A 13,430-nucleotide genomic window follows, 5' to 3' on the forward strand; every position below is an offset into this window, starting at 1 on the left:
GCCGCCGGATCACCCCGGCTCGGTCGGTACCCGGATGTCGAGGACGCACACGTCGTCCCGTCCGTCGCCCTCCAGGAGCGCGGCCAGCAGGGGTGCCAGGGTGCTGGGCCCGTCGGTGTGATGGGTCAGGGTGGCCTCCGCGAGCCGCTCCAGGCCGCTGTCGATGCCCTCCGTGGGCCGCTCCACCAGGCCGTCCGTGTACAGGATCAGCCGGTCGCCGGGCTGGAGGTGGCACTCCGCCTCCTCGAAGACCGGGGTGCCGGTCGCCCCGAGCAGCATCCCTCGTGGGCGGCCCAGGTAGCGCACCTCGCCGTCGCGCAACAGCAACGGCGGCGGATGGCCCGCCTGCGCCCACTCCAGGCGCCGCTCGTCGGGGTGGTAGCGCGCCAGCACCATGGTGGCGGTGCCGTGGGTGTCCCGGGAGTGCAGCAGCAGGGTGTTCAGCCGGGTCAGTGCCCCGGTCAGCGACGACCCGGTGATGACCATGCCCTTGGCGGTGAAGCGGAGCTGGGCCATCGTGGCGACGGCGTCGATCCCGTGACCGGCGACGTCACCGACCACGAACAGGGCGTCCCCGTCGGGCAGTTCGATGGCGCTGAACCAGTCGCCGCCCACGTGCAGTCCCGACTGGGCGGGCAGATAGGCGACCTCGACCCGCAGCCCCGCCAGCCGCACCGGCCGGGTGGGCAGGGGCAGCAGCGCGTGCTGGAGCCGGGCGGCCAGGGTCCGCTCGGCGCGCAGGACTCCGTGCTGGGTGAGGATCGCCTGCTCGCTCTCCACGAGGGCGAGCTCCACACTGCGCAGGGCGGTGACGTCCTGGACGAAGCCGTGCACCTCGACGGGTGTCCCGTCGACGTCCGGCACGGCCTCGGCGACGGCCCGCAGATGCCGCACGCCGCCTCCGGCCCGGATCCGGAACGGCACGTCGAACGGCCGACCGGCGCCGAGGAGCTCGCGTACCGCACGGGCCAGCGTGGGCGCGTCCTCGGGCAGCGTGTGGCCCGGAAGGTCGGCGAGGGCGATCGGGCCCTGCGCAGGGTCCCGGTCGAAGATGGCGAAGACCTGGGAGGACCAGCCGATCTCGTGGGTGACCAGGTTCCAGTTCGCCCAGCCCAGGTTGCCCAGCCGCTGTACGTCGGCCAGCCGCTGTTCCTGCCGGTCGGAGGACTCGCGGCGGATCCAGGTGACGACCAGCCCGTTGCCCAGCCGTGCGGCCCGCACCGCGTACATGGCGAGCCCCGGAGTACCGGCCACGACCTCCTGGTGGGCGAACGGCTCGCTCTCGTACGGCTCCCCGGTCGTCAGGGCGCGCAGGCAGCCGTGCCACAGCTCCTCGTCCGCCATGCCCGGGACGCACTCCAGGATCCGCCGGCCGACCAGGTCCTCCTCGGTGCGGCCGAGGACGTCGACCGCGTCCGCCGTCGTCGCGTCGACGCGATAGTCCTCGACGTCCCCGGAAGGGGTGCGCAGCGGGGTCAGCAGCAGGGCGGCCCCCGGCAGCGAGGAGAACACCGACCGCGCGGCCCGCGTCGTACCGATGACGGGTTCCTGCCGGTCGTCGATGGTGCGCAGGAGCCCGGCGCAGAGCCGAGCCACGGCCCGCAGCAGGTGCCGCACCGGCGGGGTGAACGGCCCGCCGCGGGTGCGCAGGACGCCGAGACAGACGTCGGTCGCGTCCTCCGACGGCACCGGCAGCCAGGCGCGGGAGCGCCACCGCTCGGGCGGATCCCCGATGAGCAGATACCGCTCCCGGTCCGTGTCGGTGTCCTCCAGCCAGCGCGGCTCCTGTGCGCGCAGTGCGGCCAGGGCGGCGATCCCGCTCAGCGGCGGCACCTGGTTCCACTGGGCGGCCAGGGCGTCGTCGACACCGGCGTGCCCGATCAGTTCGAGCCCTCCTGCGGGCATCCGGCGGTAGAGCATGACCGCGTCGGCGCCCACGTCCGACGCGAGGTGGGCCAGCAGGCACCGGGCGAGTTCCTGCGGGGTGCCGACATGGACCAGGGCCTGGCCGAGGCGGCTCAGTGAGGCGAAGTCGTCGTCCGGGCCGGCGCTGTCGTCCTCGTCGGCCGTGTCCCCGGAGGCGGGAACCGTGAGCGGGGACCCGTCGGATCCGCCGGCGCCGGCGGGCCGGGGTTCGGCCGGGGCGGGGCGCAGCGGGGACCGCAGCTGCCCGAGCGTGATCCAGCACTCCTCCAGCAGCGTGCGGCGCGCGGACTTGGCGCGCTGCAACAGCTCCTCGCCGGCGGCGTCCAGGGAACACCCCGCCTGAGCCATCAGCACGCCCTTGGCGCGCTCCACGACGGCCGACGTGGCCGTCTGGTCCCGCAGCCGGTCCAGCTCGGCGCGCTGGCGGGCAACGATCTTGGCCAGCGCGGCCGTGTCGGGCGTGGCGCCGGGATCAGCGGGGCTGGCGGACTCGCTCGTCACGCGTTGAGCATCGCACATCGGGCGCGGTCCGATCGTGGTGTTGTCCCACGGATCGCACGTGGTGGTGAATTCCGGCGTCGGCACGTGCCCCGGCCGTGCCGCCCGGTCCGGGGATCAGCGGTCCGGCGGCCGGTACAGCCACAGCCGCAGCACCCTGCTCAACAGCGGCATGACGAGGTAGGTCAGCACCGGGAGCAGCACCACGGGGAACACCGCGGCACGCAGTGGCAGCGGCCAGGCGGCGGTCGCGGGCGTGACCAGCCACTGGATCAGGAGCGTGAACGGATAGGCGCCGAGGAAGGTGGTCAGCACCATCTTCCACCGGGGCGGGGCCTGCACGGTCGTGCCCGGCAGGCCGAACCAGGTCTCCATCCCGGTCGTCGACTGGCGCTCGCTGCCGATCTCCGTCGCCACGCCCTCGATCCGCCCGTGCCAGTCGGCCCGCTCCGGCGACTCCAGCCAGGCGGTGAGCCGCTGCGGATCGGACCAGCGCAGCACCGCGTGGTAGCGGTGCCCGTCCTCCGGGCGCAGCCACGAGACGCCCTCGTTGCCGGGGAACCGTCTGGCGCAGCGGCTGATCCCGCGCGTCCACTTCTCGAACTCCCGCTCGTGCCCCGGCCGCACTTGCCAGGTCAGCACCGTGGTGACCGGCTCGGCGCGCCGTACTTCGGTGGTGCTCATGGTCACCACGTGTGCCACGCGGGACCGGAGTCATGCCCCGCGGTCACGGATCCGACGGCTTCGGGGCCCGGTCAGCGGCCGTGGGAGTGGTCCACCAGGGCTCGGGTGACGGCGCGGACACTGCGCGCGATGTGCTGCAACTGGCCGACCTCCGCCGCGTACAGCTTGATCGTGTGCTCGATGACCGACTCCGGCAGCCCCAGCGCGGGCAGGTCGGCCCGCGCGGTCTGGAGGGCGGTGCGGGCGACGCGGATCTCGTGCTGGACCTGGATCTGCGCGTGCCGGGCGAGCAGGACGGGGTGCCGGATCAGCGCCGGATAACTGGCGTAACGCGCCGGGACCAGCTCGCGCAGCCACCTGGCCGCCGATCGCTCCCAGTCGTAGCTGCCCGGGGTCTTGACCTGGCACGGCCAGTCCGGGCTGATGCGCGTTGTCGTCAGGGTCATGGTCATCGCTTCCGGGTGTGCGGCGTCGTGAGGGTGATCGACGGGATGGGGCGGCCCCGGTCTAGGGGATGACCGGGGCCGCCACGGGCGCTCGCGCGAGGCGGCGCCCGACCGAACATCCGTGGCGCCGACGCGGGTAGGAGACGGCGGCTACGGGTGCTCGTGCGAGCGGAACGTGTCCCGGTGCGGCCCGGGGAGCGATCCGTGAGCAGTATTTATATATGCCGTTCGCTTTGCAAGGCGCATGAAAACATTCATGCGCGCTTTGTTGCGGATGGTCCCCTTGTGAATCAGTCCCGCAGGAAGAACTGGTGCTGGTCGGAGATCTGCTCGTACTCCTCCAGCCGCGCCTGCGTCCGCTCGGGATCGGCGTCGGTCATCGCCTGGAGCAGGGCGGCGGCCATCACGCCGGGCGCCGCGTAGGAGTCGAAGACCAGGCGGGAGCCGGTGCCGGTGGCGAACACCACGTCGGCCTCGTCGGCGATCGGACCGAGTGCGAGGTCGGTGATGAGGGCGACCTTCAGGCCCGCGCTGCGGGCGACCCGTACCGCGGTGAGGGTCTCCTGGGCGTGCCGGGGCATCGAGAACGCCAGCACCCAGGTGCCGCCCGCCTCGCGTGACTGCAGCAGCGCGTCGTAGGCGACGCTGCCGCCCCGCGTCACCAGCCGGACGTCCGGGTGGACACGACGCGCCGCGTAGGCGAAGTACTCGGCCAGTGACGCCGAGATGCGCAGGCCCAGGAGCGTCAGCGGGGTCGACCGGGACAGCCGGCGGCCGATGTCGATGACCTGGTCGGGGGCGGCGAAGTCGCGGCGCAGGTTCTCCAGGTTGTCGATCTCGGCGTCGACGGCGGCCTGGAGTTCGTTGCCGTGCTCCTCCGCCGCCAGGGGACCGCCCGCCAGGGTGCCGAGCGCGATCGACTGGAGCTTCTCCCGCAGGGAGGGGTACCCGCTGAAGCCCACCGCGGCGGCGAAGCGGGTCACGGAGGGCTGGCTCACACCGACCCGCTCGGCGAGATCGGTGATCGAGAGGAAGGCCGCCTCGGTGATGTGCTCGATCAGGTACTGGGCGATGCGGCGCTGTCCGGGAGACAGCCGGGGCCGGTCGAAGAGCGCCCTGAGCTGGGACGTCGGGGAGACCTCGGTCTCCGGCGCGGTCTTCCCCGAAGTGATCGATGATGCCTGTGCGCGTGCCTGCTGCGGCGATGGCACCGGTGCGCCTCCTTTGTCTCCCACAGAAGTTCAACATAGCCCACACACAGTGGTGACCAGCGCCGAAGCGTGATCGTCCGGATTCGGGAGGAAAGACGGATACGCGCGCGCCCGCCGGGAACCCGCCCCGCGAAAGCGACCGACGACGGACGAGGAGCAGCCCGCATGACCGTCCCCGAGGAGAACCGCCCGAAGACCGGGACCACCGACGAACTCCTCGACCACCGGGAGACGACCACCCCGCGCACACCGGGCGGGACGAGCCGCACCCTGCGCGAGGCCCTGGAAGAGGCACAGGTGCGGCCCGACGACTTCGAGGAGGAGTGAATGAGCGCCATCAGCGCGCTGGAACAGGCCCTGGAGAACCGCTGGGAGGCGCTGTGGGCCCGGGTCTTCGACAAGGAACCCGTCGAACTCCTCGACGCCCTGCGCCGCGAGTGCGACCGGCACACGGTCGTGTGCAGCGAGTCCCGGACCGTGGTCCCCAACGCCTACGACGTCGAACTCGCCGACTTCGTCTACGACGAACTCACCCGCCGCGACAGCCGGGTGGGCCAGGAACTCACCGACAGCCTCGCCCGGCACGCCGAACGCCACGGCTACGAGTGGGCGGGACCGCTCACCGTGCACCTCACCAGGTCGCCGCACCTGCCCAACGGCCGCTACCGCGTGGCCAGTCGGGTGATGACCCATGTGAGCGCCGACGGATTCCAGCACGCGACGTCCTGACGGCACGCGACGCCCTGACGGCACGCCTCGCACGGAGGCGACGGTGGTCACCGCCGGTAGATGGTGATCGAGTGCCCGACCTCGTCGACCGGACGACTGCTGTCGATCAACTCGGCCAGCCGTCCCCGCGCCTTGGCGACGGCGGAGTCCGACACCACCAGCACCCCGCGCACCTCCCGCACGGGCACCCCGCGCGGATCGGCGGCGGTGATGCCGTAGAAGGACGGCACTCCGCTGCCCTTGTAGACGAGCCACAGGCGCTCGCCCCGGTACCGCTCGCGCAGCCGGTCGGCGAGCCGGCCCAGGTCCTGGCCCCAGTCGACGTTGGAGTCGTGCAGCCGCTGACTGGTCCGGGCCGGACCGCCGAACGCCTCGTTGGAGTACGGCAGGTAGGAGGGGTACGTCCGCAGCGAGCTGACCGCGACGAACAGCACCAGCGCCCCCGTCGCGACCGGCGCCCACCGCCACCGCAGGGCGGGCAGGGCGCCCGCGGCCACCGCCAGGAACATCGGCAGGAACAGGACGTAGCGGGTGCCGAAGTCCCGTGACGCCTGCATGGCCGTGGCCAGCAGGACGGCCGCGGGCACCAGCAGGTACGGCGCCGCGGGCCGCAGTCGCCGTACCGCCACCACGGCGACGGCGCCGGCGGCCCACAGTGCGAGCATGCCGAGCGGGGTCTTCACCAGCAGCGCGACGGGCAGGTAGTACCAGAGGGAGCCCTCGTACACCCGCCCGAACAGGAATCCCTGCCAGGGGCGGTTCTCCAGGCCGAACTGGATCCGCATCCCGTCCCGGTAGGCCTCCGGGAACGGCATCAGGTGGACCAGCAGCCCGCGCTTCCCGTGCACGATCGGCACATGCTGCTGGGGCGTCCAGCGCAGCCGCGGATCGACGATCAGGTACGACACCCAGACGACGGCGACCGCGGTCACCGCCACCACGGCCGCGCCCGCCGCCGCCCGCAGCAGGGTGGTGCGGCGCCGGTCCGGTGAGCCCGCGCTCCACACCGAGACGCCGGCCAGGACCATCAGCACCGGAACGGCGGCCAGCGCGTTCATCTTCGTGGCCAGGGCGGCACCGAGCGCCGCTCCGGCGAGCGGCAGGTACAGCCGGGGCCGGCGGCGGGCCCGCCACAGCAGCCACACCGAGGTCAGCAGGAACCCGGCCATCGGTACGTCGAGCGTGGCCAGCGAGCCGTGCGCGATCACGTCGGGGGAGAAGGCGTACAGGGCCAGTGCGGCCAACGCGCCGACGGGACCTGCGAGTTCACGGGCGAAGGCGAAGACCACGAGGCCGAACAGCAGGGTCAGCGCGATCACCGGGAGGCGGGCCCACAGCATCAGATGCCACGGGTCGTTGCCGGACTCGTACAGCAGATGGCGGCCCACCCGCCCCTGATCGCCGGTGAAGGACGTGTCGACGTGCGGATCGGCGAGCGCCACGCCGGTGGCGACGACGAGCTTGCCGAGCGGCGGGTGTTCGGGGTTGTACCGGACGCGGTGCTCGTGCAGGTAGTCGGCGGCCGTGCCCACGTACACCGGCTCGTCGATGGTCGGCGTCTGCCGCACGGCCGTCGACACCATCGCGGCGGCCATCTGGGCGAGCAGGACGACCACGAGGAGCGGCACGAGCCACCGTCTGCCGGGCCGCCGCGCGGCCGACGGGCCCGGGAGGGTCTCCGGGGCCCGGGCCTCGTGCAGGTCGCGTGCCATCATCCGCCCAGCGGTGACACCGGGCGGGTGGTGGCGGGAGCGGGGGAGCGGCGTCTCATGCGCCTACTCTGCACCAGCTCCCGCCCCGTGGGGTGTTACCGCTTCAGGAGTCGTACCGACAGACCGCCCGCCGTGTAGAGGGGTACGGCCCGCAGCGTGTCGGAGTTCAGCTCGACGCGGTCGAACTGGCCGCGCAGCACCTTGGTGCCGAGCACGCGGACCGTGCTGCCCGCCTTCGGCGGCCGCTTGGCGTCCAGGCTCAGCGAGAGCACGCTGCCCCGGCCGAGCACCGTCCGGCGCGTCACCTCAAGGACCGGCTCCTGGCCCGAGCGCAGTGTCACGTCGAGCGTGCCGGACTCCTGGGCGTAGGTGCCGTGGACCTGCAGCGACCTGCCGAGTTCCAGGGTGCCACCGGTGACCCGCACGTCGCCGTGGCCGAGCGCGTGGGCCGAGGCGGCGACCAGGACGCCGCCTTCGAGGACGGTGCCGCCGGTGTAGCGGTTGTGGCCGGTCAGGGTCAGCGTGCCGGTGCCCCGCTTGGTCAGCCCGCCCTCGCCCTCGATGTCGTTGCGCCAGCTGTCGGCCGCGTGGAAGCCCCCGGCCGCCGCGTCGAGCGTGACGGTCACGTCGGACTCGAAGGCGCCGTATCCGTCCGCCGCCGCGAACAGGTTCAGCCGCCCCCACTGCTCGAAGCCGTCCAGCAGTACGTACCCCGAGGGCAGCGCGGTCGTGCGCAGCACCGCGCGCCGCTGGGCCGCGTCCAGGTACGGCAGCCGGGTCTCCAGCAGGACCTCGGCGCCCTTGGGCACGGTCAGCGGTTCGTCACGGCCCCGGCGGGTGAGCACGTACGTCAGCTTGGGCCGGACGGCGCACTCGTTGGCGTGCCGGTCGGCGTAGGCGTCGGAGCCGTCCGAGTGGGCGTAGGAGTACAGCGTGTCCGCGGTGGTGCCCGTCTTCTCGGTGAAGTACTTCAGCGCCTGGGCGCGTGCCGCGGACTTCAGGCCGGCGTTCGCCGGGTCGGCCAGCGCGGCGGCGGCCAGGGCGGTGGCCATGGTCCGGCCGCCGAGGACGTCGACCGTGGAGTGCATGCCCGACATGATCCGGGTGTGGCTCAGCTCGAAGGCGCGGGTCACCAGCTCCTGGAAGCGCTCCGGGACCGCGTAGGCGAAGGCCAGGGCCGCCAGGTGGAAGGCGTTGGTGTGGCCGCTGGGGAAGCCGCCGTCCTCGGCCGCGTTGGTGCTGCGCTGGCGCAGCAGCTGGGGCACGACGACCACCTCGGAGTCGTACACCGGGTAGCCGAGCGCGTCGGTCCTGCCGGTGTCGACGACCTCGCTGTCCTCGTTCATGCGCCACGGACGCGGGTACTGGAAGGCGAACTTGGCCGGGTTGCCGGAGGCGAACGGGCCGCGCACCGTGTCGACCAGCCGGGCCACCTGGCCCAGCGCCGAGTCGTAGGAGCCGGCGCCGAGCGCGGATCCGGCGGGGGCGCCGGCAGGTACGGCGTCGCTGATCGTGGTGGGGGGCGTGGTGGCGGGTGCCTCGGTGATCGAGGTGACCGCCTTGGCGCCGGACCGGTACAGGTCCGCCAGAGGGCCCAGACCGCCGATCATCGCGTAGCTCTGGTGCTGACGGTCGTAGACGAAGGCATCCCTGGCCTGCGCCTCCGTCCGGGCGCGGGTGAGCCGGGCGCAGTAGCGCATGTTGGCGCGCAGTACCTCGGGCATCAGGGGCGTGCCGGTGTTCCAGGCGTCGCCGGTCTTCCACACCTTGGCGAAGCCGCCGAGGATCCGGAGTACGGCGTTGGTCTCGGCCGTCTGGTTCGCCACGACGTTGGTCTTGTAGTCGTCGACGAACGCGGCGGCGGCCGTGACGCCCTTCGCGTCGGCGGCGGCCAGCCAGCTGACGAGGGTCGGGGCGGCCAGGACGCCGGCCGAGGCGCCCAGGGACGTCTTGAGGAATCCCCTGCGTCGCATGGTGTGTTCGGTGAGCGAGTGGGAGTGCTGCCCGGCGGAAGACGGCATGGATGGGCCTCTCTTGAGTTCTGCGGCCGTACGGCCGGGAGCTGGTGCGGATGCGACTCATGATGCGCCGGACCACGTGTGTGTCGAATGCGCTTTCTGAAGTCGTACGAGCGAAGATCTACGGCCGAGTCATGTCGGAGTGGAGGAGACTCGGCGACCGGAACATGTCACACAAGTGAACGGGCCATCGCCACGGCCCCGTCGACCGGCGGTGCGCGCAGGGGCGTCGGCCGGGCCGCGGGTACCCCCTCGGCCAGCGCCACGACGAAGGCGTCGTACAGCGACGGCTGGGCGAGGACGGTGCTGCCCGCGACCACCACGTCGTCGACCACCACCCCGCGGGCGGCGAGCCGTTCGACGAGCGCGGCCAGGGCGCGGCCCGCCTCGGCGATCACGGTGCGGGCGAGTGCGGATCCGGCCTCGGCGGCGGCGAAGACGGCCGGGGCGTGCCGGCCCCAGTCGGCGGAGGCGGAGGCGACGTGTTCCAGCGCGGCGCCGAGGGCGGGCACGTCGGGGACGTCGAACCCGGTGAGCAGACCGAGCGCCAGCGCGTCGGGCTCCTCGCCGCGGTCGTGCGCCGCCCAGACGGCACGGACGGCCTCGCGGACGAGTCCGGCGGCGCCGCCCTCGTCGCCGAGGAGCGCGCCCCAGCCGCCGACCTGGACCGGGGTGCCGTCGGCGAAACGGCCCACCGCGACCGAGCCGGTGCCGGCCACCAGACCGACCCCCTTGTCCAGGCCCGCGGCCGGGACCAGCAGTTCGGCGTCGCCCACGACCAGCGCGGGCGCGTCGAAGTGCAGTTGGAGAGCGGTGCGGATCTGCGCGCACTGGCGCGGGGTCTCGCAGGCGTGCCCGCCGACGGCGAGGGCGGACGGGCGCGCGCCCGCGGGAAGCGCCTCGGCGGCGAGCGCGGCCAGCCATCCGGCGGCGGCCAGCGGGTCGTGCGGCCGCCAGCCGCTGCTGGACCGGACGTGATCGGCCACCGGGGCGTCGCCCGCTACCGCGCGGAGCTGTGTCTTGGTGCCGCCCACGTCGATGCCGACCACGAGCGGGCCGGGCACAGGGGAGTCCTGCACGGAACCTCTTTCGTCGGTGCGCTGAGTGCTGCGACGGTGGGCGAACCGTGCCTGGAGGCAGGTGAGTTGACGTACTAGGGAAGCCCCGGGACGGGCTTCTGACGGACACGGCAGGCGAGTACCGTGACGTTCGTTAGGAAGTTAACTAACGAAGTACAGTGCGTGTCAATAGGCGTCACGAACTCGGCTCGCCCGGCCTGAAGCCCGGGTCGGGGACGCAGGGCGCCGGAGCAAACCCATCGCCGCCTCCCGCCGAGCCGATCGGCCCTGGAGGACGGCCTGTGACCTGGGGGAAGTGTGGAGCACGACGTGGTAAGAACCCCCCGTCTGACCGAGAGCGCGAGCGCTGTGTTCGCCGTGCTGGCCCAGGCGGGCACCGCCACCCGGCCGCAACTGGCGAGTCTCGCGCGCCTGTCCAAGCCGACGGTCTCCTCCGCCGTCGCCGAGCTGGAGGGCGTGCATCTGGCCGCCCACTCCGGCACCTCCTCCGGCGGTACGGGCCGCAGCGCCGCCGTGTATCGCCTGGGCCCGGCCGCGGGCGCCGTACTGGCCGTCGACCTGGGCCCGGCGGTGACCCGGGTACGGGGCTGCGCCCTGGACGGCAGCCTGCTCGCCGAGGCCACCGGTCCCCGGGAGGACGCCGCCGGCGTGGTGCGCGAGGCGCTGTCCGCGCTGCCCGCCGACGCCCCGCTGCGCACCATCGTCGTGGCCGTCGGTGACGTCACCCCGCCGCAGCGGATGCGCCCCGCCACGGCCAAGGCCGGGCCCGTCTTCGACGCGGTGGCCGTCGCGTTGCCGCCCGGGGTCCCCGTCCACCTGGAGAACAACGTCAACTGCGCCGCCCTCGCCGAACTGCACGAGGGCGCGGCACGCGGCCGCCACACCTTCGGCTATCTGCGGATCGGCGTCGGTATCGGTCTCGGCATCGTCGTGGGCGGGCAGGTGCTGGCCGGCGCCAACGGCGCCGCCGGAGAGCTGGCCCGGCTGCCCTACCCCTGGGACGACGACCTGGAACCCCGCCACGAGGCGCTGGAGGAGTACATCGGCGCCCGCTCCCTGCTGCGGCGGGCCGCCGAGGCATGGCCGGATTCCGACGACTCCTGCCCCCGCACCGCCGAGCGCCTGTTCACCCTGGCCGGACAGGGCAGCGCCGTCGCCCGCGCGATCGTCGACCGGCATGCCGTGGACGTGGGCCGGCTGGCTGCCGCCGTGACCGCCGTACTGGACCCCGGACTGCTCGTGCTGGGTGGCAGCACCGGTGCGTATCCGCAGCTCCTGCCCGGTGTGCGGGCCGAGCTGGAGCGGCTCAGCTGGCCCACCGAGGTGGTCAGCAGCCGGGTGGGCGATCTCGGCACGGTCGTGGGGGCCGCACGGCTCGCGGTCGCCAGAGGAGTCCAAACCGTGACCGAGGCCGGGGGGACGAAGGATTGACGGTTTCGGACTCGGTCTGCCAATGTCCGGACAAGCGCTTTCTAAGTCGGCCGGGACGCCGGCTTGGAGCGAGCGTCCCGCCCGTACTCGACGTACGGCAACCGCACGAGGGCGTGCCCGTGCGGTGACGGCCGGAGGCCGGGGACCCTCGCCCGTCAGGATGACGCGGCCGGGCGAGGCCGTGCCCTCGGAAAGCGGACTTTCCTGCACAATGCACCCGTGCCGCTCGGTCGGCGCCGTGCTCCGTCTCGTACGACGAAAAGGGATCGAAGATGACCACTGTGGGTGTGCGGCGCTCTAGCCGTCTCGGCCGCGGCGGCATGCGCCGCCTGATTTCCCTCGCTGCCGCCGCCTCGGCGGGTGCCCTGCTGCTCTCCGCCTGCGGGTCGGACTCCGGCTCGGGCGGCAGCTCCAAGTCGCTGACCTTCTGGATCTCCACGGTTCCGGGGCAGGACGCCGGCTGGAAGAAGATGGTCGCGCAGTACAAGAAGGAAACCGGCGTCGACGTCAAGCTCGTCAACATTCCCTACGACGGCTACGACGCGAAGCTCCGCAACGCCGCGCAGGCGAACTCCCTGCCCGACGTGGCGGCGGTGCCGAAGCTGGACCCGATCTGGTCGAACAAGCTGCTCGACCTCAGCGACATCGCCAACAACAAGGCGAACAAGATCAACGCCAACTTCGTCGCCAAGGACTCGTCCGGGAAGGTGCTGTCCATCCCCTCGGACGTCACCGCGTCCGGCATGTTCATCAACAAGTCGCTCTTCGAGAAGGCCGGCGTCGACTTCCCGACCTCGCCCCAGAAGACCTGGACCTGGACCGACTTCATCAAGGCGGCGAACGAGGTCCGGGAGAAGACCGGCGCCAAGTACTCCCTGACCTTCGACCAGTCCCCGTCCCGGCTCCGCGCCATGGTGTACGAGATGGGCGGCAAGTACGTCCACGCGGACTCCTCCGGCAAGTTCTCGGTGGACGCGGCGACCAAGAAGGCCGTGAACACCTTCGTCGGCTGGAACGACGACAAGACCATGCCGAAGTCGGTGTGGACCAGCGGCGCCGACCCGTCGGCGATGTTCCAGAGCGGTGACGTGGTCGCCTACTGGTCCGGCGTGTGGCAGGTGCCCGCCTTCGCGGAGAGCATCAGCAAGTTCGAGTGGGCGAGCGTCCCGACCCCCGCCCAGCCGGTGCAGGCCAGTGACGTCAACAGCGGCGGCATGACGGTGGGCTTCAACAACAACGCCGACGCGGCCGGTGCCGCGACGAAGTTCCTGACCTGGCTGTACGAGCCGGCCCACTACCAGGCGCTGTGCGAGGCGTCCGGATTCCTGCCGGTCGAGAGCGGTCTGAACCCGAAGTACCCCTTCAAGTCCGAGGCGGCGCAGGCGGCGTTCAAGCTGTACAACGAGTCGATCCCGCTGTACGCCCCGATCTCCGGCTACTTCAACAGCGCGCAGACGAACTGGGTGCTGAAGGGCAAGAGCCTGACCGAGGACCCGACCAAGACGGAGCTCGGCAAGGCCATCAACGGCCAGCAGTCGGCCGACAAGGCCCTGGAGAACATCGTGGCCGGCTACAACCAGCAGGTCGGCGGCTGAGCCGAGACCCGGCAGGCCCGGGCGGCGGGGACCAGACACCGCCGCCCGGCCTCGGGCCCCCATGATGCCGGGCTCACGGCCTGAGCCCACCGGAACCCCAT

11 protein-coding genes are annotated in these 13,430 nt (G+C 72.5%); 4 read left to right on the plus strand and 7 right to left on the minus strand.

The window, feature by feature from the left end; all coding sequences use genetic code 11:
* Window positions 1-9: 9 nt before the first annotated feature.
* The 4 genes from K4B79_RS08095 to K4B79_RS08110 form a co-directional block, all read right to left on the minus strand.
* Complete coding sequence (locus K4B79_RS08095) at window positions 10-2,445, minus strand: SpoIIE family protein phosphatase (RefSeq protein WP_269463246.1); 2,436 nt, start codon at window positions 2,443-2,445, stop codon at window positions 10-12.
* Between the two features lie 96 nt (window positions 2,446-2,541).
* Window positions 2,542-3,108 (minus strand): antibiotic biosynthesis monooxygenase, encoded by a 567-nt coding sequence (locus K4B79_RS08100; RefSeq protein ID WP_232025613.1) that lies wholly within the window; start codon window positions 3,106-3,108, stop codon window positions 2,542-2,544.
* A 71-nt stretch (window positions 3,109-3,179) separates the two neighbouring features.
* Window positions 3,180-3,560 (minus strand): hypothetical protein, encoded by a 381-nt coding sequence (locus K4B79_RS08105; protein ID WP_232025614.1) that lies wholly within the window; start codon window positions 3,558-3,560, stop codon window positions 3,180-3,182.
* A 284-nt stretch (window positions 3,561-3,844) separates the two neighbouring features.
* A complete protein-coding gene (locus K4B79_RS08110; RefSeq protein ID WP_232025615.1) occupies window positions 3,845-4,789 on the minus strand; it encodes a MurR/RpiR family transcriptional regulator in 945 nt (314 codons plus the stop codon).
* A 141-nt stretch (window positions 4,790-4,930) separates the two neighbouring features.
* On the opposite strand from K4B79_RS08110, the gene K4B79_RS08115 reads away from it, so the two are divergent.
* Together K4B79_RS08115 and K4B79_RS08120 are read left to right on the plus strand one after the other, a co-directional pair.
* The gene (locus K4B79_RS08115) at window positions 4,931-5,092 is read left to right on the plus strand and encodes a hypothetical protein (protein ID WP_232025616.1); all 162 of its coding nucleotides are present in this window, start codon (window positions 4,931-4,933) and stop codon (window positions 5,090-5,092) included.
* Window positions 5,093-5,494 carry a DUF3662 domain-containing protein gene (locus K4B79_RS08120; protein ID WP_232025617.1) on the plus strand — a complete coding sequence of 134 codons (402 nt, stop codon included), beginning with the start codon at window positions 5,093-5,095 and terminating at the stop codon, window positions 5,492-5,494. It begins immediately after the preceding gene.
* Between the two features lie 47 nt (window positions 5,495-5,541).
* Here K4B79_RS08120 and K4B79_RS08125 read toward each other — a convergent pair whose 3' ends face one another.
* From K4B79_RS08125 to K4B79_RS08135, 3 genes are all read right to left on the minus strand, one after another.
* On the minus strand, window positions 5,542-7,209 hold the full coding sequence (locus tag K4B79_RS08125; protein ID WP_232025618.1) for a phospholipid carrier-dependent glycosyltransferase: 1,668 nt from the start codon (window positions 7,207-7,209) through the stop codon (window positions 5,542-5,544).
* Between the two features lie 92 nt (window positions 7,210-7,301).
* Window positions 7,302-9,227: a phosphatase PAP2 family protein gene (locus K4B79_RS08130; protein WP_232025619.1), complete on the minus strand. Its 1,926-nt coding sequence runs from the start codon at window positions 9,225-9,227 to the stop codon at window positions 7,302-7,304.
* A gap of 167 nt (window positions 9,228-9,394) precedes the next feature.
* The gene (locus tag K4B79_RS08135; RefSeq protein ID WP_232025620.1) at window positions 9,395-10,303 is read right to left on the minus strand and encodes a BadF/BadG/BcrA/BcrD ATPase family protein; all 909 of its coding nucleotides are present in this window, start codon (window positions 10,301-10,303) and stop codon (window positions 9,395-9,397) included.
* 309 nt (window positions 10,304-10,612) lie between these two features.
* On the opposite strand from K4B79_RS08135, the gene K4B79_RS08140 reads away from it, so the two are divergent.
* Complete coding sequence (locus tag K4B79_RS08140) at window positions 10,613-11,734, plus strand: ROK family protein (protein WP_232025621.1); 1,122 nt, start codon at window positions 10,613-10,615, stop codon at window positions 11,732-11,734.
* 272 nt (window positions 11,735-12,006) lie between these two features.
* Window positions 12,007-13,329 carry an extracellular solute-binding protein gene (locus K4B79_RS08145; protein WP_232025622.1) on the plus strand — a complete coding sequence of 441 codons (1,323 nt, stop codon included), beginning with the start codon at window positions 12,007-12,009 and terminating at the stop codon, window positions 13,327-13,329.
* The last annotated feature ends 101 nt before the right edge of the window (window positions 13,330-13,430 follow it).

The sequence above is a fragment of the Streptomyces lincolnensis genome, from assembly GCF_021173675.1.
Lineage (GTDB): Bacteria > Actinomycetota > Actinomycetes > Streptomycetales > Streptomycetaceae > Streptomyces > Streptomyces lincolnensis_B.